This is a genomic window from Telluria sp. PB2R4 (genome assembly GCF_059685695.1).
In genome coordinates this window covers 126,738-147,508 of the sequence record NZ_JCASIC010000015.1, presented here as the reverse complement: position 1 = coordinate 147,508, position 20,771 = coordinate 126,738, and the positions used below count along the sequence as shown (strand labels likewise).

Below are 20,771 nucleotides of genomic sequence, written 5' to 3'. Positions count from 1 at the left end.
AGAAAGAGCTGAGGCGCCTGATCTACTTGTCATGGTCTGGCCATCAGGGTGGACCCAAGCTAGCCCCAGCTCCATGTAGAGTAGCTAGCTCCACAGAGGTTCAAGATACAAGGGTGGACGGCTTCGCCGTCCGCGCGTTCAAATCACAGGTGAACTGACGCGACGCGAATGCTTACCGGCTGGTTGAACGCGCGGGCGGGAGACCCGCCCACCCTACGAAAAGCAGTCAGCGGCCGATCCGCTCCAGCTTCGCCACCGACAGGTCCAGCACCTTCATCCCCGCCGACCCGAAGTTGATCTGGGCCCGCGCCGCGCCCGCCCCGCCTTCGATATTCACGATCACGCCTTCGCCGAACTTGGCGTGCGCCACCGACTCGCCCACGCGCCAGCCGGAGCCGTTGCCGGCGGCCGACTTCTGCGTGATCTGCTGCGCGATCCTGTTGTCGGAGCCGTCGCGGAAGGCGGCATCGTCCCAGGCCGTGGTCTGCTTGCGGCCGGCGAACCAGCTGGTCTGCACGCGCGGCGACAGCCACTTGATCGATTCTTCCGGCAGCTCGTCGAAAAAGCGCGACTTCATGTTGAAGCGGGTCTGGCCGTGCAGCATGCGCTGCTGGGTAAAGCTCATGTACAGGCGCTTGCGCGCGCGCGTGATCGCCACGTACATCAGGCGCCGCTCTTCGTCGACGCCATCGAGCTCGCGCGCGCTGCTCTCGTGCGGGAACAGGCCTTCTTCGAGGCCGGTGATGAACACCGCGTCGAACTCCAGGCCCTTGGCCGAGTGCACCGTCATGAGCTGCAGGGCGTCCTGGCCGGCCTGGGCCTGGGCGTCGCCGGCTTCGAGCGAGGCGTGCGTGAGGAAGGCCGACAGCGGCGACATCACGCTGGCCAACGGCGCATCGGAATCGAGGATCTCGATGCCGTCCTGGTTGACGATCGCCTCTCCTGCCTGGGGCAGCGCCTGCGGGCCGAGGTGGGCCGGGGCGCCCTGGCCGAAGCCTTCTTCCTGCACGAACTGGGTGGCGGCGTTGACCATCTGCTCCAGGTTCTCGATGCGGTCGGCGCCTTCTTTCTCGTTCTGGTAATGCTGCAGCAGGGTACTGCGTTCGAGCACCACGCGCACCAGTTCCGGCAGCGGCAGCTGCTGGGTTTCGAAGCGCGCCGATTCGATCAGCTTGACGAACGCGCCCAGCGAAGTGCCGGCCTTGCCGGTCATGTAGGGTACCGCCGCGTACAGCGAAATGCCGTAGGAGTCGGCCGCCATCTGCAGCTGCTCGATCGAGCGCGCGCCGATGCCGCGGGTGGGGAAGTTCACCACGCGCAGGAAAGCCGAATCGTTGTGCGGGTTATCCATCAGCTGCAGGTAGGCGATCGCGTGCTTGACCTCGGCGCGCTGGAAGTAGCGCAGGCCGCCGTACACGGTGTAGGGCAGGCCGGCCGCGAACAGCGCGTGCTCGATGACGCGGCTTTGCGCGTTGGAGCGGTACAGAATGGCGATCTCGCTGCGCGACAGGCCTTCGTTCATCAGGCTCTTGGCTTCCTCGATGATCCACTGCGCCTCTTCGAGGTCGGAGCTGGCTTCGTACACACGCACCTGCTCGCCCTGCCCCGCGTCGGTACGCAGGTTCTTGCCGAGGCGCTTGGTGTTGTTCGCGATGAGGAAGTTGGCGCTGTCGAGGATGTGCCCGAAGGAGCGGTAGTTCTGCTCCAGCTTGATCAGGTTCTTGACGCGGAAATCGTGTTCGAAGGCCTGCATGTTGCCGACGTTCGCGCCGCGGAAGGCGTAGATGCTCTGGTCGTCGTCGCCCACCGCGAACATGGCCCCGCCGCCGTCTTCGTCGTGGCCGGCAAACAGCTTGAGCAGGTTGTACTGCAGGTCGTTGGTATCCTGGAACTCGTCGACCAGGATATGCCGGAAGCGCATCTGGTAATGGTGACGCAGCGGTGCGTTGCGCGCCAGCAGCTCGTACGAGCGCAGCAGCAGTTCCGCAAAATCGACCACGCCCTCGCGCTGGCACTGGCCTTCGTACAGCTCATAGAGCTCGATCATGCGGCGCTCGATCGGGTCGTTCGGTTCGAGCCGGTTCGCGCGCAGGCCCTGGTCCTTGGCGTTGTTGATGAAATACATCAATGCCTTGGCCGGGTACTTCTCGTCATCCACATTGGCGGCCTTCAGCATGCGCTTGATGAGCGAGAGCTGGTCTTGCGAATCGAGGATCTGGAAGGCCTGCGGCAGCGCCGCGTCCTTGTAGTGGGTGCGCAGCAGGCGGTTGCACAGGCCGTGGAAGGTGCCGATCCACATGCCGCGCGTATTGATCGGTAGCATCGAGGACAGGCGGGTCAGCATCTCCTTCGCCGCCTTGTTCGTGAACGTCACCGCCATGATGCCGGCGGGCGACACCTGCCCGGTCTGGATCAGCCAGGCGATGCGGGTCGTCAGCACGCGCGTCTTGCCGGAACCGGCGCCGGCCAGGATCAGCGCGCTCTGCGACGGCAGGGTGACGGCGGCGAGCTGTTCGGGATTGAGGTTATGAAGGAGGTTCTGCATCCGGCCATTATAACGCTGTGATTACTGTATGCCCATCCAGTTCGCCGCTCGCTTTTATTTTCCCGCCGCGCGCGTGGCCGGGTACTCGGGCAGGCCGTCATCCAGCTTCATCCAGCCAAGGCGGCTGCGCACGAAGGTATGGTCGCCCGGCGGCACCGCTTCGGGATCGTCGAGGCTGGCCGTGGCGATATCGAGCTCTTCCGGCCAGCGCGCGTCCTCGAAGCTGAGCGTGGTGCCGCAGCCCGGGCAGAAACCGCGCAGCACGTGTTCGCTCGATGCGAAGCGCTGCGGCTCTCCGTGGGTGAAACGGAAGTCGGCGCGGCGCGCGCTGAACCAGGCGACTGCCGGCGCCCCCGATACCCGGCGGCAGTCGGCGCAGTGGCACAGCGTGCTGTTGAAGACCTCGCCTGTTACCGTGTAGCGAACTGCACCGCAGAAACATCCTCCTGATCGTTTCATTCTGGTCTCCTTTCTGAAGGCCAACAACGGGCTCATCAGTATAAGTCGCCCATCCTTCCGCGCGCCGCCCAATTGTCTTTTCGCTTATTTTAACCAGAGATTCGCGACAATTCGCGTGGCCCGTCAGACCATTGCCTTACCAAGCCATCAGCCTCGCACACCTCGTTTCGGGCCGACAATTAGCAGCTGCGAGCGGCTTACCACCAAAGGAGAATTTTTATGCTGAATCGCGTAGTTACCGTTGCCGCGCTCGCCGTCGGCGGCATGATGCTGTCCAAGAAATTCAAGCAGAACCGTAACGGCTCTGGCGCCAGCTCGTCGGTCTCGGAATCGATCGAGATCAATGTGCCGGTCAAGACCGCCTACAACCAGTGGACCCAGTTCGAAGATTTCCCACAGTTCATGAAGAGCGTGAAGGAAATCCGCCAGCTCGACGACAAGCACCTGCACTGGCGCGCCAACGTGGCCGGCGAAGAGAAATCCTGGGACGTGGAAATCACCGAACAGATCCCGGACAAACGCATCGCCTGGACCAGCACCACCGGCGTGAAGAACGGCGGCGTCGCCACCTTCCACAAGATCTCGGACAACTGCTGCCGCGTCATGGTCCAGATGGACTATGAACCGGATGGCGCGCTGGAAACCGTCGGCGACGCCCTGGGCGCCGTCCGCATGGAACTGCGCGGCAACCTGCAGAACTTCAAGGAACTGCTGGAGAAGCGCGGTTCGGAAACCGGCGGCTGGCGCGGTTCGATCGCCCAGCATTAAGCCGGTCCGCACCAGCTTGTTGACCAGCTGGTAAAAAAACGGCCTGCCGCTTCAAGTGGCAGGCCGTTGTCTTTATGGGCGGATCAACCCGCCTGCGGCACCGGCTTCGCCAGGCCCTTTTCGCGCGCTTCGCGGATCAGGCCGCGCACCGTCTTGTCCGCCGCCTTGCTTTCGCGCTCCATTTCCTTGCCGAGCGCGCCCATTTTCTTGCCGATCGCATCCATCGGCTTGCCGGCCTCGCCCATGCGGCGGCCGATCTCGTCCATCGACTTTTGCGCCTGGCGCATGCCCGGTGCGTTGTGGACCGCGCCGATCTCGTTGCCGGCTGCCGACATTTGCTCGCCGAGCTCGCTCATGCGGCGCTGCAGGCGCTCACGCTCTTTGACGCTGTCGGTCTCGCCCATCTGCTTGCCGACCTTTTCCATTTCGGTCCCGAGCGCTTCCATGCGTTCCTCGAACGCGCGCAGCTTGGCTTCGTCCGGCTTGAAGCCGCGCGCCGCCACGTCCATGTCCTTGCCCAGCGCATCCATCTTCTTGCCGTGCACATCCATTTCCTTGCCGTAGACATCCATCTGCGCGCCCAGCTTGTTCATCGGCGCCCAGGCGGCATCGACCCTGGCCAGCACCCCGGCATCCTGGATGTACCAGGCCTTGCCGCCCTCGCGGAACCACAGGAAGTCGCCCCCAATGCGGCGTTTCGCTTGATTGATCTCGTCCCAGTCGTCGCTGCTGCCGCTCATGGTGGTGTTCTTGTCGTTGGCACGCACCACGGCATACGGATCTTCCCTGCCCTCCTTGCGGACGATGCGATGCGCTTTCGGCGCCGGCGCTGGCGCCGCTTGCGGACGCGGGGTCGGTTCGGCACGCGCGGCCGGCGCCGGGGCCGGCTGCTCGGCATGGGCCGGCGCCGACCAGGAATAGAAAGCGGCGGCGGTCGCCAGGCCCAAAATGGGCAGGGCAAGTTTCCAGTTCAGCGGTTCGGTCTCGGGACGAACCAGGCGTTTAATGCGGGACATAAGGTTTCCTCCATGTGCTGCTGGGGCAAGTTGCGGGGTGAACTGGAACAAGTCCAGTTCGGACAATGCAAGTGCCAGGCGCCGCGGTTCGCCGAGCGTGCTTGCGGCTATATCATCTGCAATCTGTTCGCGCTCTTCGCGAATCCGGTTCGACAACCACCATACGGCCGGGTGGTAGAACAGCAGGATCTCGATCGCGCCCTGGACCAGATTCACTACGTAATCACAACGGCGGACATGGGCCAGCTCGTGCGCCAGCAGCGCTTCGAGCAGCTGCGGCGGCATGCCCGACACCAGCGACGCCGGCACCAGGACCACCGGGCGCCACCAGCCGGCGGTTACCGGGCTCGCCAAGTCGTCGACCAGCCCCAGCGTGACGCGGCGGACAATCCCCATGTTGTGCGCCATTCGGTCGAGCCGTGCCTGCCATGCCGGGTCGAGCCGGTACTGGCCCGGCAGGGTCCTGCGGCGCACCCAGGCCAAGCCGAGCACCATGCGCAAGGCGAGCAGGCCGGCGCCCAGCGCCCAGATCAGTATCACCAATGGCAGGCGCTCCTGCAAGGCCGCTTCCCAACTTGCAAACCGGCCGGCATCGATGTTCACGGCCGGCAGCACGGATACCACGCCCGCCACCGTTCCTGCCGCCGCCATCGGCAACGATGAAGCATTCACCACGGCGGCCGCACCGGCGTCCGAATCGGCCATGCGGGCGATCATCCCGCCAAGAGGCAGGGCCGCGCACAGCAGCAGCGCGCCGCAGGCGACCAGGTAGCGGGCCTGCGGCCGCGCCTCGCGCATCAGCGCCAGCAGCAGCGCGCACACCCAACCGACCAGCAGGCCCTGCCACAGGAAATCGATCAGCGCCCAGGCCAGGCTGCTTGCTGCCGTGTCGAACCATTCGTTCATCGGGTGCTCTCCCTCATCGTTGGCAACTAGATTAAAAGTTCTAGATAAAATTGTCTAGAACTTTTTTTCTACTTTGTGCCGCACCGGCTCCGGCATGGTGGAACTGTAGGCGTGCAGGGGTGTCGCGGCCAGCCCGGTGCGACAGGCGGCAGGATTGGCGGAACAGAACGGAAGACGCGGCCCGGAGGCCGCGTGCAGGAAGCGTGAAAAAAGCGCGAACGGCGGGCCTTGGCGGCCCGCCGGGGCAATCAGAAGACCACGACCGAGCGGATCGACTCGCCCGACTTCATCAGGTCGAAACCTTCGTTAATGCGCTCGAGCGGCAGGTGGTGGGTGATCAGGTCGTCGATGTTGATCTTGTTTTCCATGTACCAGTCGACGATCTTGGGCACGTCGGTGCGGCCGCGCGCGCCCCCGAAAGCGGAGCCCTTCCACACGCGCCCCGTCACCAGCTGGAACGGACGGGTCGAGATTTCCTGGCCGGCCGCCGCCACGCCAATGATGATCGACTGGCCCCAGCCCTTGTGGCAGCACTCCAGTGCCTGGCGCATGGTCGTGACGTTGCCGACGCACTCGAAGCTGTAGTCGGTGCCGCCGTCGGTCAGCTGGACGATGGTGTCGACCACGTTCTCGACCTGCGTCGGGTTGATGAAGTGAGTCATGCCGAACTTGCGCGCCATCGCTTCGCGTTCCGGGTTCAGGTCCACGCCGATGATCTTGTCCGCCCCGACCATACGGGCCGCCTGGATCACATTCAGTCCGATGCCGCCCAGGCCGAACACGACCACGTTGGCGCCCGCCTCCACCTTGGCGGTGAAGATCACGGCGCCGATGCCGGTGGTGACGCCGCAGCCGATGTAGCAGATCTTGTCGAAGGGCGCGTCCGAACGCACCTTGGCCAGCGCGATCTCCGGCACCACGATGTAGTTCGAGAAGGTCGAGGTGCCCATGTAATGGTAAAGCGGCTGGCCGTCCAGCGAAAAGCGCGAGGTCGCGTCGGGCATCAGGCCACGACCCTGGGTAGAGCGGATCGCCTGGCACAGGTTGGTCTTCTGCGACAGGCAGAATTTGCACTGGCGGCATTCCGGCGTGTACAGCGGGATCACGTGGTCGTCCTTGCGCAGCGAGCTCACGCCCGGACCGACATCGACCACCACGCCCGCGCCTTCATGGCCGAGGATGGCGGGGAACAGGCCTTCCGGATCGGCGCCCGACAGCGTGTAGTAGTCGGTGTGGCAGATGCCGGTTGCCTTGACTTCCACCAGCACTTCGCCCGCCTTCGGGCCTTCGAGTTCGACTTCTTCGATGGTGAGCGGATGGCCCGCCTTCCATGCAACTGCTGCCTTGGTCTTCATGTTTTCCCTTCGTGAACCGGAGCCGGCGCCGTCATTGCGACGGCACAAAGATTGGAATGATAACAAGGAGTGCGCCTGCGTGTGGCGCGGCCCGTACTTCCGGCCGGGGAAAGCGTTCGCAAGCCTGGTTTGATTGCGGACGTTTGGAATCGACGATAGCACGCCCGACATCTAGACGGAGCAAAAAATAACGAAATTCAATTTTTTATCAAATGTTGTTCACGCACAATTGAATACGGTATGCATATAAACAAGGTTTTGCAATACACTAAATTCACCGCGCACAAGGCGGCCCATAAGCGCACAAGGCCTATAGAGCCACGGCGTAATACTTTGTTTTTCAAACGGAGAAATTAATGGTAGACAAAAACACTCGCGCATCCTCCCTTCGCGTTTGCCTGGCAGCCCTGGTCGCTGCCGGCGTCTTCGGCAACGCGCAGGCCGCAGCTCCCGACACCACCCGCGTCATCGTCGCCTTCAAGCCGGGCGCCGCTGCCAAGGTGAAGTCGGTCGTCGCCGCGGCCAAGGGTTCGGTCAAGCACGAAATCTTCGGCATGAACGCCATGGCCATCGAGGTCCCGGCAGTCGCGCTGAAAGGCCTGGAGAACAACCCGAACGTCGAATACATCGAAGAAGACGTGGTCCGCAAGCCGTTCGCGCTCACCTCGCCGTCGACCGGCACCCCGTATGCCCTGGGCCAGCAGGTCCCGTACGGCATCAAGCAGGTGCAGGCCGACCTGCTGTCGGACGCCAGCGCCGCCAACCGCAAGGTCTGCATCATCGACTCGGGCTACGACCGTAATCACGAAGACCTGTCGGCCAATGCGGTCACCGGCGACAACGACTCCGGCACCGGCAACTGGTACACCGACGAGAACAGCCACGGCACCCACGTGGCCGGCACCATCGCCGCCATCAACAACAGCGGCACCGGCGTGGTCGGCGTGGCCGCCAACAAACAGCTCAAGCTGCACATCATCAAGGTGTTCGGCGCCAACGGCTGGGCCTATTCGTCGACCCTGGCCTCGGCCGCCAACAAGTGCGGCGCCGCCGGTTCGAACGTCATCAGCATGTCGCTGGGCGGCGGACGCAAGAGCGTCACCGAGCAGAAGGCCTTCGATAGCCTGTACAGCAAGGGCGTGCTGAGCCTGGCCGCTGCCGGCAACGATGGCAATACCGTGGTGTCCTACCCGGCCGGCTATGCGAGCGTGGTCATGGTCGGCGCAGTCGACGAGAACAAGGCCTGGGCCACCTTCTCCCAATATAACAGCAGCGTCGAACTGGCCGGCCCCGGCGTCAGCGTCCTGTCCACCGTGCCGACGGGCACCGGCCAGGAAGCCGTCCTGACCGTCGGCGGCGCAACCTACGCGCCGGGCGCGATGGAAGGCTCGCCGGTCAAGACCGCCACCGCGCCGCTGGCCGACTTCGGCATCGGCGACACGGTCAACACCGCGGTCTCCGGCAAGGTCTGCCTGATCCAGCGCGGCACCGTCGACTTTGCGACCAAGGTATCGAACTGCCAGAACAGCGGCGGTGTCGGCGCCGTGGTGTACAACAACGTGGCAGGCGCCTTCGGCGGCACGCTGGGCACCACCGTGACCAGCATCCCGTCGGTCACCGCCACCGATACCGATGGCGCCGCGATGAAGCTGCAGCTGGGCCAGTCGGCGACGGTCGGCATCAAGACCAGCAACTACGCCTACTTCGATGGCACCTCGATGGCGACCCCGCACGTGTCGGCAGTGGCGGCGCTGGTGTGGAGCTACTTCCCGACCTGTACCGCCGCGCAGATGCGCGCGTCGCTCACCAAGAGCGCGCTCGACCTGGGCACCGCCGGCCGCGACAACAAGTACGGCTTCGGCCTGGTGCAGGCCAAGGCGGCACGCGACCGCATCGCTTCGCTGGGCTGCGGTAACTAAGCCTCGCGCTGCATGAAAAATGGGACGCCTCGGCGTCCCATTTTTTTCGTAGGGTGGTCGGCTTGGCCGACCGCGCGTTCAAATAACTGATGCGCTGTGGCTGATCACATCGGAGTCGAACGCGCGGCCGGGCGACCCGGCCACCCTACGAACAACTCAGTACCAGCCGCATTTCCTGCTCCATGTGCGGCGCGCCCTCGCGCATGAGATAAGGCTCGCCGATCGCCCGGAACCCGGCGCGTTCGTACAGCCTGACGGCGCCGCCGTTCGCATCGTTCACGCCCAGGTGCACGACCCGGGTCCCGCGTTCCCTGATCCAGCCGAGCGCCGCATCCAGCAGCGCCGCCGCCACGCCTTGGCCGCGGCACTCCGGCGCCACCCACATCTGGAACAGGTTGACCCGGCCGGCCTCCTGCGCGTCCTCCTTGGCCCACAGCAGGCCGACCAGGAGGCCATCCTGCTGCGCCACCAGCGCGCAATCGATCCCCGACACTGCGGACTTCGCTACCCGCGCCGCCCAGGTCTCGTCCGGCAATTCCTCTTCCCTTGCCAGTGTGCTGCCGAAGGCGTCGGGCGCATCCGCCAGCGCCCGCAGGCGCAGCGCACGGTAGGCCTGCCATTCATCCGCCTCCAGGTGCCTCACCAGGGGCGCCGCGCCGCTCATTTGGCGCTTGGCGCGTCGACCGTCAGCGCGCGTCCCTTGGCGGCGTAGCTGGACGCCTTGGGCGCGGCGGTCCAGGTCGGACGCTCGCTTGCGTTCGCGATGTCGTACACGCCCTCGGTCAGCATGCGCGTCACGCGCGCCATGTTGTCGTAGTCGATCTTGTCCCAGGTGTCGTCCTTGCCGTGGTAGTCCGGGAAGCCGTAGGCCACCGACAGGGTATGCGCCGGCACGCCGACGTCGGCCAGCGACTGGTTGTCGGCGCGCGAGAAGAACGCGTCGCTGAAGGACGCGTGCTTCCACAGGCGGATGCCGGTGCGCTCGGCGGGCTTTTTCAACATGTCGCCGAGGGTCGAGAAATCGAAGCCGGTCATCGCGATCGAACCGACCTGCTTGCCTTCGCTGTCGTCGGTGCGGCCCGTCTGCTCGAGGTTGATGTTCGCCACCGTGTCCTTCAGCGGGAACACCGGGTGGCGCGCATAGTACTTCGAGCCGAGCATGCCGAGTTCTTCACCGAAGAAGGTCATGAACACGACGCTGCGGCGCGGCGCTTGCTTGCGCGCCGCCAGATCGTTCGCGGCCGCGATGACCGACACCACGCCGCTGGCGTCGTCGTTGGCGCCGTTGTAGATCTCGCCGTCGCGGATGCCGACGTGGTCATGGTGGGCCGTCACCAGGACATAGGTGTTCTTCAGTTGCGGGTCGGAGCCGCGCAGCACGCCGACCACATTGCGCAGCTTGACCGGACGGATGGCCGGGGCGGCGACCCGCGCGGTGACCAGCGCGCCGCCCTTCTCCAGTGCCGCCGCCGCATCGGGTGCATGCAACACAAGGACGGGCACCCCGGCTTTGGGACGGGCCTGCTCCGGATCGATCAGCCAGCCGCCGGTGCCGGCGCCATGGCGGCGCTCGCGGTCGATCATGACGACGAGAAGCGGCTTGCTCTTGAGTTTCTCCTGCAGCTGGCGGGCGGCGCCGGGCACCGGCGCAGCCGGTACCACCAGCACCTTGCCGTTGGCGGCTTCGCTGTTTTCCAGCGCATCCTTCCAGCTCATGAACACCGCCGGCGTCGCACCCAGGGTGACCGGATCGAGGAAGTTGCCGGTCGCACCGCCGCCTGGCACGGCGATGGTGCTGCCGCCCGCGGTCACGCTCAGTGCCACGTCATCGGCCTTGCGCTCCGCGTACTGCCAGGTCGCGGTCTGGAAGTAGCCGTCGTCGCCAGCCGGCTCCAGGCCCGCCTTGCGGAACTGGGCCGCGATGTAGTCGGTGGCGAGGTCCTGTCCGCGCGAGGGCGTACCACGGCCCTCGAGCTCGTCGGAAGCAAGGTATTTCACGTGGGTGCGCAGCGCCTCGGGCGTGATGGTGGCGGCGGTGGGGAGCTGGGCGCAACCGGCGCTGGCCAGTGCGAGGACGAGGGCGGTAACGTAAAGACGCATTGCGATGGCTTTCGATCGAGGTGGCTAGAAAAGCAATATCGCATGCGGCGCCACGGCCGGTCAATCCACGGCGGGCGCATTTTGATGCATATGCGCCCGCAACCGCGCATCGAGTTCGCGTTCGGCGGGCGGATTCGCAAACACCTGCTCCAGGGTCCAGCCCTTCTTGTCGAGCAGGTAGGCGACCTTCAGGTGGAACTCGCGGTACAAGCCGCTCCGGTCGCGATCGAGCGCAGCCGCACCCAGGGCGAACAGCGCCCGGTTTTCCTCGAAATCGAAATCGCCGCCCTTGCCCACGTAGTCGGCATAGCCCTCCAGCAGCCAATCCGGATAGCGCAGCATCACGGTGCGCCCGAAGCGGCGCGACACGTCGTTGTGGGTGATTTCGTGCGCGATGTAATACGACAGCGGGCGCTGGGCGGCGTCGGCCAGCGGCCTGCCGGTCGGCGTATGAATGCGGTTGGCGGGAATGTCGGAGGCGCGGATGAACACCTGGCGGGTCAGCCAGACGTCCGCCGCGCCGCCCATGCCGGCATTGAATGCCCGGCCGTAGAGCCACATCCTCCAGGTTTCATTGCAGAAGAAGATCTCGACCGGCGTAGCGCGGTCGTGCAGGTTCGAGGTGCGCAGGCGCCGCGTCACGTCGTCCAGCACCCCGGCCATTTCGTCGGGGATGGGCTGGTCCGACCAGACCCGGTAGTTCTCGTAGCTGTAGCGGTATTCGAACAGCGGCTTCGGAAAGGCGGCGGCGAGCGCATAGACGGCGAGCAGCACCAGCAGGCCGGCCATGCCGCTGGCCAGGAAGGAAAAAACGCGGCGGGTGTGCTGGATCATGGGATCATCATGGGTAGCTGCGGACCACGCCAACTTAAGCGAGTTTTCTTATCGAAGACTTAACATGGCGGCTGCGGCGTGCAGTTTATTCACCATGGATGAAGAGGAAGAACATGGACGATGCAACCCGGGCCGACATCGTGGACACAGGCTGGCGGATCCACGATGCGGTTGAACAAAGCCTGCTGCGCCATCCAGCCATCAGGGGCGGCGAAGGCTGGCAGGACAAACAGCGCCTGCTGCTGGCCGACATGGCGATCCACCTGCTGCAAACCGCGCTCGCGCCGGGCGACATCCGGCTCGACAAGCTCGGTAACAACCTGCACGCCATCCTGACGGTGGCGGACAGTTTCCTGCCCCATGCCGGTCTGAAGGACGCGACCGGCAATCTCCATCGCGCCGACGACGCCGGATAAGCTCAGTCGTCTTCCCAGTGTTCGTTCGACGCATCCGGACGGCGCCGGTGGACCTTGCCCTGGGTGGTGAAGCCGATCAGGCGCGCCACCACGGCCGCGAGGTACATCAGGCCGACCAGCATTTCGACGCTGCACAGGGCCCGCGCATGCACGGTCAGCGGAATCACGTCGCCGATCCCCGTGCTCGACAGCAGCGCGAAGCTCAGGTAATTCAGCTCGCTCCACGAACGCGGCGCAGTGCCGTTGACGGCGGCGGCAAAGGTGCCCGGGTGCAGCTCCTGCACCATGAGGAACAGGTGCGTGAATCCCCATGCCAGCAGGGTGAAGGTAGCAGCCGCGGCGAACAGTTCGTCGGTGGTCGCCCGGCGGTCTTCCATCATGTAGGCGATCAGGCTGCCGGCGGCATAGAAATAAAAGAGCGCTTCCAGCCCCGACGACCAGGCCAGCAGGCTGCTGCGCATATCGAAGAATGTCTGCAGCGCCAGCAGGATCAGGATCGGCACCCCGAGCCCCATGCTGACCCGGATCTCGCCGGGGGTGCGCCGCACCATGCGCACGGTCAGCACCAGCACCAGCACCCCGAATACGTTGAAGGCCGTGTGCCCGGCCGGTTCCTTTTCGATGAAGGGATACAGCAGCATGCCGAGCAGCTGCACCAGCAGCAGGATGGCCGACGGATGGCGGCGGGTATGGATCAGCAGGCGCAGCGGTCGCATGGTTGGCATGGCAAAGTTGGCAACGCCGCTATTGTATGTTCAGGCGGGCTGAAACAGCGCGCAGAAATCGCGCACGGCCGCGCCGGGGTCGTCCGCCGCATACACGCCCGTGATCGCCGCCACCATGGCCGCGCCGCGCTTCACCAGCGGCGCCGCGCCCGCCGGGGTCATGCCGCCGATGACCACCATCGGCAAGGCCACGCGGTCGCGCCACACCTCGACCAGTGCAGGCGGCGTGACGAAGCTGTATTTCTTGACCGGCGAGGGGTAGAAGCCGCCGAAGGCCACGTAGCTGGCGCCGGCCTGCCGGGCGCTTTCCGCCAGCTTCAGCTCACCGTAGCAGGAGGCGCCGACGAGCTTGTCCGGTCCGAGCAGGGCCCGCGCCTGCGCCACCGGAGCGTCGGTGCCGCCGAGGTGCACGCCGTCGGCGTCGAGGTCGCGGCACAGGTCGATGTGGTCGTTGATCACGAGCGGCCGGCCGTGGCCGCGGCACAGGGCCAGCAGGGCCGCTCCCTGCTCGGCGCGCAAGGCGGGACTGGCGCGCTTATGGCGGTACTGCACCAGGGAAGCGCCGGCGCCCAGGGCGATGTCGGTGACGGCAAGCAGGCGTTCGGTGTCGTCCCAATCCGGGGTGACCAGGTAGAGCCCGCGCAGGAAGTGTGTGTTCATCTGCTTCTTTCGATTTCATGGGGTTGCAGGATGCGGCGCGGAATGCGCTGTCCCGGTGCGATCCGGAAGGCGTGCGCCAGCGCCTGGTGGCAGTAGTCCTGCGCGTGTTCGAGCGCCTGCTCCACCGGGTCGCCCAGCGCAAGGCGCGCCGCGATGGCGGCGGCCAGCGTGCAGCCGCTGCCGTGGTAGCTGTACGGCAGGCGCGGCAGGCGCCAGGCGCGCTGCTCCACGCCGTCGCGCTGCCAGCGGTTGACGATGATGTCTCCCGGGCCGTGGCCACCGGTGACCAGCACGTGCTCGCAGGGCACGGCACCCAGCGCCGCGGCCTCGGGCAGGTTCGGTACCAGCACGGTGGCCAGCGGCAGCAGCTCGGCCAGTAGCGCGACGGCATCGCCCAGGCCGAGTGCGTCGCCATTGCCGCTCGCCAGCACGGGGTCGAGCACGACCGGCAGCCCCGGGTCGGCCGCGCGCAGCCGGCGCAGCAGCCGCGCGATGACGGATGCGTTCTCGTGGTTGCCGGGAATGCCGATCTTCACCGCATCGATGCTGAACGCACCGACCAAGGCATCGGCCTGGCGCAGGATCAGGCCCGCGTCGACCGGCTGCACCTCGTGCACGCGGTTGTTGTCCTGCACGGTCAGGGCCGTCGCCACCGGCAGCGCGTGGCCGCCGAGCGCGCCGATGGCGGCGATGTCCGCCGCCAGCCCTGCCCCGCCGCCGGGATCGAGTCCGGCAAAGACCAGCACGGTGGGCACCATCAAACCGCCATGCCCTCGACCGGCGACGATGGCGAGGCCGCGAAGCGCTTCGGCATGCGTCCCGCGCGCCAGGCCTCGCGCCCGGCAATGACGGCGTGGCGCATGGCGCGCGCCATCCGCACCGGGTCGCTCGCGGCGGCGATCGCGGTGTTCATCAAGACGCCGTCGCAGCCGAGCTCCATGGCGATGGCCGCGTCCGAGGCCGTGCCGACGCCGGCATCGACCAGCACCGGCACCGTGGCTTGCTCGATGATGAGCGACAGGTTCCATGGATTGAGGATGCCCATGCCCGAGCCGATGAGCGAGGCCAGCGGCATGACGGCAACGCAGCCGATCTCCTGCAGGATGCGCGCCTGTACCGGATCGTCGCTGCAATAGACCATCACGTCGAAGCCGTCGCGCACCAGCGTTTCCGCGGCCCTGAGCGTTTCGGGCATCTGCGGGAACAGGTTTTTTTCGTCACCCAATACTTCCAGCTTGACGAGCTTGCGCCCGCCCAGCAGTTCGCGCGCCATCTGCAGCGTGTACACGGCGTCTTTCGCCGTGTAGCAGCCGGCCGTGTTGGGCAGGATGGTGAATTCTTCCAGCGGCAGCACATCGAGCAGGCTGGGCGCATTCGGGTCCTGGCCGATGTTTACGCGGCGGATCGCCACGGTGACGATCTCGGCGCCTGCGGCCAGGGTCGCTTCGCGCGTCTGCGCCAGGTCGCGGTATTTGCCGCTGCCGACCAGCAGGCGCGAGGCGTACTGGCGGCCGGCGATGGTGAGGTAGTCTTGTTCAGTCATTGCGTTCATTGTCATCTCCATGTTTTGGTATGGTCAACCGCCGCCGATGGCGCGCACGATGTCCACTTTGTCCCTGGCCTGCAATTGCCGCTGCGGCCACTGCGCGCGCGGCACCACTTCGCGGTTGACCGCGACCGCCACCGCCTGCCCGGCCACGCCGAGCTGGCCGGCCAGGTCCTGCAGCGACAGCCCGACAGGCAGGCGGTACGGGGCGCCGTTCAGTTCGATCTCCGTCATCACACCTCCCGGTAGAGTTTCGCCCCGCCACGCACGAACTCGATCGCCTTCTCTTCCATCCCTTTTGCCGCGTATTCCCGCACCTCCTGCGTGATCTTCATCGAGCAGAAATGCGGTCCGCACATCGAGCAGAAATGGGCCACCTTGCTCGACTCCTTGGGCAGGGTCTCGTCGTGGAAGGCGCGCGCCTTGTCCGGGTCGAGGCCGAGGTTGAACTGGTCTTGCCAGCGGAATTCGAAGCGCGCTTTCGACAGTGCGTTGTCGCGCAGCTGGGCGCCGGGATGGCCCTTGGCCAGGTCGGCCGCATGGGCAGCGATCTTGTAGGTGATGATGCCGTCCTTGACGTCCTGCTTGTCCGGCAGTCCCAGGTGCTCCTTGGGCGTGACGTAGCACAGCATGGCGGTGCCGTACCAGCCGATGGTGGCGGCGCCGATGCCGGAGGTGATGTGGTCGTAGCCCGGCGCGATGTCGGTGGTCAGGGGCCCGAGGGTGTAGAACGGCGCTTCGCTGCACTGCTCCAGCTGCAGGTCCATGTTCTCCTTGATCAGGTGCAGCGGCACGTGGCCGGGGCCCTCGATCATGGTCTGCACGTCGTGCTTCCAGGCGACCTGCGTCAGCTCGCCGAGCGTCTTCAGTTCGGCCAGCTGGGCTTCGTCGTTGGCGTCGTAGATCGAACCAGGGCGCAGGCCGTCGCCCAGGCTGAACGACACGTCGTAGGCCTTCATGATCTCGCAGATCTCCTCGAAATGCGTGTACAGGAAGGATTCCCGGTGGTGCGCCAGGCACCACTTGGCCATGATCGAGCCGCCGCGCGACACGATCCCCGTCAGGCGCTGGGCCGTCATCGGCACATAGGCCAGGCGCACGCCGGCGTGGATGGTGAAGTAGTCGACGCCCTGCTCCGCCTGCTCGATGAGCGTGTCGCGGTAGATCTCCCACGTGAGTTCCTCGGCCTTGCCGCCGACCTTTTCCAGCGCCTGGTAGATCGGCACGGTCCCGATCGGCACCGGCGAATTCCGGATGATCCATTCGCGCGTCTCGTGGATATGCTTGCCGGTCGAGAGGTCCATCACGTTGTCGGCGCCCCAGCGGATCGCCCAGGTCATCTTTTCCACTTCCTCGCCGATCGACGACGTGACGGCCGAGTTGCCGATGTTGGCATTGATCTTGACCAGGAAGTTGCGGCCTATGATCATCGGCTCGACTTCCGGATGGTTGATGTTGGCGGGGATGATGGCGCGGCCGCGCGCCACTTCCTGGCGCACGAACTCGGGGGTGATCTCGGGCGGCATGCTGGCGCCGAAAGACTGTCCCGGATGCTGGCGCGCCAGCAGGCTGGCGACGCGCGCACCCATCGGGCCGGATTCGACCAGCGAGGCGATGTATTCCTTGCGCCGCAGGTTCTCGCGCAGGGCGACGAATTCCATCTCGGGCGTCACCAGCCCGGAGCGCGCGTAGTGCATCTGGGTGACGTTGCGGCCCGCGCGGGCGCGGCGCGGGGTGCGCTGCAGCTCGAAGCGCAGCGCAGCGAGGGCCGGATCAAGCAGGCGCGCCTTGCCGTAGTCCGACGTGGGACCGGAGAGCTCTTCGGTATCGCCGCGCTCGAGGATCCACGGCAGGCGCGGCGTGCCCAGGCCACGGCGCACGTCGATGGCAAGCGCCGGGTCGGTGTACGGACCCGAGGTGTCGTAGACGAACAGCGGCGGGTTCCGCTCGCCGCCGAAGCCGTCGGGCGTGGCCGACTGCGAGATCTCGCGCATCGGCACGCGGATATCGGGCCGGCTGCCTTCGATGTAGACCTTGCGCGAGTTGGGGAAGGGTTCGATCGCCGCCTGGTCGACCGTGGCGGTCGCGGCGTCGAATTTCAGAGGTGCATTCATGTGGCTCCTTTGCGGAGCCAGCAAAGGAGTGCCGGTGCGGCCGGGCAAGCGCATGCGCTCCCTGGCCGTGTTCCGGCTGCTTCCCTTCGCTGGCATTATCCAGATCAGGTTCGGAGGGTATTTCTCACCCGCGTGTCACGTATGCGACAGCAGGACCCCTAGCGTGTGCCGCGCCCGGCTTCCCGGACGCTGCGCGGCGGATTATAGCGCCATCTACTCTATAATGGTTCTTTTCGCAAAATTCTCAGCCATCACATCATGGAACTTGCCAAGTCTTTCGAGCCCGCAGAAATTGAACAATACTGGCGCACCGAATGGGAGCAGCGCGGTTACTTCACCGCCAGCATGGAAGACGGCAAGCCGTCCTTCGCCATCCAGCTGCCGCCGCCGAACGTCACCGGCACCCTGCACATGGGCCATGCTTTCAACCAGACCATCATGGATGGCCTGACCCGCTACTACCGCATGCGCGGCTATAACACCGCGTGGGTGCCGGGCACCGACCACGCCGGCATCGCCACCCAGATCGTGGTCGAGCGCCAGCTCGACGCCCAGAAGATCTCGCGCCACGACCTGGGCCGCGACGCCTTCATCGAGAAGGTCTGGGAGTGGAAGGAAAAGTCGGGCAGCACCATCACCGGCCAGATGCGCCGCATGGGCGCGTCCGCGGACTGGAAGCGCGAATACTTCACGATGGACGAGCCGCGCTCGCAGAGCGTCACCGAGGTGTTCGTGCGCCTGTTCGAGCAGGGCCTGATCTACCGCGGCAAGCGCCTGGTCAACTGGGACCCGGTGCTGGGAACGGCCGTCTCCGACCTGGAAGTCGACTCGCAGGAGGAAGACGGCTCGATGTGGTACATCCAGTACCCCCTGGCCGACGGTTCCGGCCACCTGACCGTGGCCACCACCCGTCCCGAGACCATGCTGGGCGACGTCGCCGTGGCGGTCGATCCGACCGACGAGCGCTATACCCACCTGCACGGCAAGCTCCTCACCCTGCCCCTCACCGGCCGCCAGATCCCGGTGATCGCCGACAGCTACGTCGACAAGGAATTCGGCACCGGCTGCGTGAAGATCACCCCGGCCCACGACTTCAACGACTACGCGGTCGGCCAGCGCGCCGGCCTTGCGCCGCTCAACATCTTCACGCTCGATGCGAAGATCAACGAGAATGGCCCAAGCCAGTACCAGGGCCTGGACCGCTTCGCCGCGCGCAAGCAGATCGTCGCCGACCTCGAAGCGCAAGGCCTGCTCGAACAGGTCAAGCCGCACAAGCTGATGGTCCCGCGCGGCGACCGCACCGGCGTCGTCATCGAGCCGATGCTCACCGACCAGTGGTTCGTCGCCATGAGCAAGCCGGCGCCGGAAGGCACTTTCAATCCGGGCAAGTCGATCACCGAAGTCGCCCTCGAAAAAGTGGCGAACGGTGAGATCAAATTCGTGCCCGAAAACTGGAGCACGACCTACAACCAGTGGCTGGGCAACATCCAGGACTGGTGCATCTCGCGCCAGCTGTGGTGGGGCCACCGCATCCCGGCATGGTACGGCGAGAACGGCGAGATCGTCGTGGCGCGCACCGAAGAAGAAGCGCAGGCCAAGGCCGCCGCACAAGGCATCACCGGCGCCCTGCGCCGCGACGACGACGTGCTCGATACCTGGTTCTCGTCGGCCCTGGTGCCTTTCTCGACCATGGGCTGGCCGGAAGAAACCCCGGACATGAAGCACTTCCTGCCGTCCTCGGTGCTGGTGACCGGCTTCGACATCATCTTCTTCTGGGTCGCCCGCATGGTGATGATGACGACCCACTTCACCGGCAAGGTGCCGTTCGAGACCGTGTACGTGCACGGCCTGGTGCGCGACAGTCAAGGCCAGAAGATGTCCAAGTCGAAGGGCAACACGCTCGACCCGATCGACCTGATCGACGGCATCGACATCGAGTCGCTGGTGGCCAAGCGCACCACCGGCCTGATGGACCCGCGCGCCGCGGACAAGATCGCCAAGGCCACGCGCAAGGAATTCCCGGAAGGGATCCCGTCCTTCGGCACCGACGCGGTGCGCTTCACGATGGCGAGCTACGCTTCGCTGGGCCGCAACATCAATTTCGACCTCGGCCGCTGCGAGGGCTACCGCAACTTCTGCAACAAGATGTGGAATGCCACCCGCTTCGTGATGATGAACACGGAAGGCAAGGACTGCAGCCAGCCGAATCCCGAAGACCTGGCACCAAGCGACCGTTGGATCATCTCCTTGATGAACCGCGCCGAGCTGGAAATCGCGAAGGGCTTCGCCGACTACCGCTTCGACAACATCGCCAGCGCCATCTACAAGTTCGTGTGGGACGAGTACTGCGACTGGTACCTGGAACTGGCCAAGGTCTCGGTCCAGCAGGGTACGGAAGCGCAGCAACGCGCCACCCGCCACACCCTGCTGCGCGTGCTGGAAGTGATCCTGCGCCTGGCGCACCCGATCATCCCGTTCGTGACCGAAGCGCTGTGGCAGAGCATCGCGCCGCTGGCCGGAAAAACCGGTGATTCGATCATGATGCAGCCCTACCCGCTGGCCGACACCTCGCTGGTAAGCGAAGAGGCGGAAGCCTGGATGGAGCAGCTCAAGGCGCTGGTCGACGCCACCCGCAACCTGCGCGGCGAAATGTCGCTGTCGCCGTCGGTGCGCGTGCCGCTGATCGTCGAGCCGGGCAACGCGCAGGACCGTGAACGCATGGCGGTGTTCGCCCCGTACATCCAGTCGCTGGGCAAGCTGCAAGAAGTGCAGATCGTCGACGCGCTGCCGGAATCGCCGGCGGCCGTGTCGATCGTCGGCACCACCAAGCTGATGCTGAAGGTCGAGATCGACGTCGCCGCGGAGCGCGAGCGCCTCGCGAAGGAGATCGCGCGCCTGCAGGGCGAGATCACCAAGGCCAGCGGCAAGCTGTCCAACGAAAGCTTCGTCGCCCGCGCCCCGGCGGCCGTCGTGGCGCAGGAGCAGGAACGCGTGGCGAACTTCTCGGCCACGCTGGCCAAGATGCAGGAACAGCTGGCCAAGCTGCCGGCGGCGTAACGCCGGGAGCCTCCAAGAAAACGCGGCCTCGGCCGCGTTTTTTGTTTCCGCTGCCCGTTGCGCCCTTGTAGGGTGGCGCGGCTCCACCCTGGTGCTGGCCGGCCCGCCGCGTGGATGCCGCCCACGCGTTCAACGCGCCTGCGAGCAGACTGAACGACTGTCCAATCGCCGCATGAACGCGTGGGCGGCGTCCATCACGCAGCCGATCACGCCATGCGGTACAGCCGCCCACCCTACTGACATCCATCTCAGTTGCTTCGCTGCGCCGATTGGAGGACTTCTTCAGCTTTCCGATCCCCCCGGCGTCAACACAGTTTGCTACACTGGCCTCGTCCGACAACACAACAATGG

General features: G+C 65.6%; 17 protein-coding genes and 1 riboswitch. Of the genes, 4 read left to right on the top strand and 13 right to left on the bottom strand.

Annotated features, from left to right (window positions below; translation table 11 throughout):
- Positions 1–226: 226 nt before the first annotated feature.
- Positions 227–2,545 carry a UvrD-helicase domain-containing protein gene (locus AC56LU_RS21490; protein WP_497177652.1) on the bottom strand — a complete coding sequence of 773 codons (2,319 nt, stop codon included), beginning with the start codon at positions 2,543–2,545 and terminating at the stop codon, positions 227–229.
- A 54-nt stretch (positions 2,546–2,599) separates the two neighbouring features.
- Positions 2,600–3,004: a GFA family protein gene (locus tag AC56LU_RS21485; protein WP_497177651.1), complete on the bottom strand. Its 405-nt coding sequence runs from the start codon at positions 3,002–3,004 to the stop codon at positions 2,600–2,602.
- Between the two features lie 219 nt (positions 3,005–3,223).
- On the opposite strand from AC56LU_RS21485, the gene AC56LU_RS21480 reads away from it, so the two are divergent.
- Positions 3,224–3,772, top strand: a complete 549-nt coding sequence (locus AC56LU_RS21480; protein WP_497177650.1) for an SRPBCC family protein — start codon at positions 3,224–3,226, stop codon at positions 3,770–3,772.
- An 83-nt stretch (positions 3,773–3,855) separates the two neighbouring features.
- On the opposite strand, the gene AC56LU_RS21475 is transcribed toward AC56LU_RS21480, so the two are convergent.
- Positions 3,856–5,694, bottom strand: a complete 1,839-nt coding sequence (locus AC56LU_RS21475) for a M56 family metallopeptidase (protein WP_497177649.1) — start codon at positions 5,692–5,694, stop codon at positions 3,856–3,858.
- A gap of 248 nt (positions 5,695–5,942) precedes the next feature.
- Positions 5,943–7,049 carry an S-(hydroxymethyl)glutathione dehydrogenase/class III alcohol dehydrogenase gene (locus tag AC56LU_RS21470; protein WP_497177648.1) on the bottom strand — a complete coding sequence of 369 codons (1,107 nt, stop codon included), beginning with the start codon at positions 7,047–7,049 and terminating at the stop codon, positions 5,943–5,945.
- A gap of 356 nt (positions 7,050–7,405) precedes the next feature.
- On the opposite strand from AC56LU_RS21470, the gene AC56LU_RS21465 reads away from it, so the two are divergent.
- Positions 7,406–8,968: a S8 family serine peptidase gene (locus AC56LU_RS21465; protein WP_497177647.1), complete on the top strand. Its 1,563-nt coding sequence runs from the start codon at positions 7,406–7,408 to the stop codon at positions 8,966–8,968.
- 145 nt (positions 8,969–9,113) lie between these two features.
- Here AC56LU_RS21465 and AC56LU_RS21460 read toward each other — a convergent pair whose 3' ends face one another.
- From AC56LU_RS21460 to AC56LU_RS21450, 3 genes are read right to left on the bottom strand one after another with little or no spacing between them, the layout of a single operon-like run.
- Positions 9,114–9,632, bottom strand: coding sequence for a GNAT family N-acetyltransferase (locus tag AC56LU_RS21460; RefSeq protein ID WP_497177646.1), 519 nt, complete (start codon positions 9,630–9,632; stop codon positions 9,114–9,116).
- Positions 9,629–11,068 (bottom strand): M28 family metallopeptidase, encoded by a 1,440-nt coding sequence (locus AC56LU_RS21455; RefSeq protein ID WP_497177645.1) that lies wholly within the window; start codon positions 11,066–11,068, stop codon positions 9,629–9,631. Before AC56LU_RS21455 ends, AC56LU_RS21460 begins: the two co-directional genes overlap by 4 nt.
- A gap of 60 nt (positions 11,069–11,128) precedes the next feature.
- The gene (locus AC56LU_RS21450; protein ID WP_497177644.1) at positions 11,129–11,902 is read right to left on the bottom strand and encodes a hypothetical protein; all 774 of its coding nucleotides are present in this window, start codon (positions 11,900–11,902) and stop codon (positions 11,129–11,131) included.
- Between the two features lie 113 nt (positions 11,903–12,015).
- Between AC56LU_RS21450 and AC56LU_RS21445 the strand changes: the two genes are divergently transcribed.
- Positions 12,016–12,318 carry a hypothetical protein gene (locus AC56LU_RS21445; protein WP_497177643.1) on the top strand — a complete coding sequence of 101 codons (303 nt, stop codon included), beginning with the start codon at positions 12,016–12,018 and terminating at the stop codon, positions 12,316–12,318.
- A 2-nt stretch (positions 12,319–12,320) separates the two neighbouring features.
- Here AC56LU_RS21445 and AC56LU_RS21440 read toward each other — a convergent pair whose 3' ends face one another.
- Genes AC56LU_RS21440 through thiC form a run of 6 tightly spaced genes read right to left on the bottom strand, consistent with a single transcriptional unit; the run spans position 12,321 to position 17,363 of the window.
- Complete coding sequence (locus tag AC56LU_RS21440; protein ID WP_497177642.1) at positions 12,321–13,043, bottom strand: ion channel; 723 nt, start codon at positions 13,041–13,043, stop codon at positions 12,321–12,323.
- Positions 13,044–13,073: 30 nt separating this feature from the next.
- Entirely contained in the window at positions 13,074–13,703 is a 630-nt protein-coding gene (gene thiE / locus AC56LU_RS21435) for a thiamine phosphate synthase (protein ID WP_497177641.1), read from the bottom strand.
- The gene (gene thiD, locus AC56LU_RS21430; RefSeq protein WP_497177640.1) at positions 13,700–14,461 is read right to left on the bottom strand and encodes a bifunctional hydroxymethylpyrimidine kinase/phosphomethylpyrimidine kinase; all 762 of its coding nucleotides are present in this window, start codon (positions 14,459–14,461) and stop codon (positions 13,700–13,702) included. The genes thiE and thiD overlap by 4 nt, the downstream gene beginning before the upstream one ends.
- Complete coding sequence (locus AC56LU_RS21425) at positions 14,461–15,255, bottom strand: thiazole synthase (RefSeq protein ID WP_497177639.1); 795 nt, start codon at positions 15,253–15,255, stop codon at positions 14,461–14,463. Before AC56LU_RS21425 ends, thiD begins: the two co-directional genes overlap by 1 nt.
- A 24-nt stretch (positions 15,256–15,279) precedes the next feature.
- Positions 15,280–15,483: a sulfur carrier protein ThiS gene (gene thiS / locus AC56LU_RS21420; RefSeq protein ID WP_497177638.1), complete on the bottom strand. Its 204-nt coding sequence runs from the start codon at positions 15,481–15,483 to the stop codon at positions 15,280–15,282.
- On the bottom strand, positions 15,483–17,363 hold the full coding sequence (thiC, locus tag AC56LU_RS21415; RefSeq protein ID WP_497177637.1) for a phosphomethylpyrimidine synthase ThiC: 1,881 nt from the start codon (positions 17,361–17,363) through the stop codon (positions 15,483–15,485). Before thiC ends, thiS begins: the two co-directional genes overlap by 1 nt.
- Before the next feature lie 64 nt (positions 17,364–17,427).
- Positions 17,428–17,533: riboswitch (TPP riboswitch) on the bottom strand.
- A gap of 88 nt (positions 17,534–17,621) precedes the next feature.
- On the opposite strand from thiC, the gene AC56LU_RS21410 reads away from it, so the two are divergent.
- A complete protein-coding gene (locus AC56LU_RS21410; protein WP_497177636.1) occupies positions 17,622–20,420 on the top strand; it encodes a valine--tRNA ligase in 2,799 nt (932 codons plus the stop codon).
- The last annotated feature ends 351 nt before the right edge of the window (positions 20,421–20,771 follow it).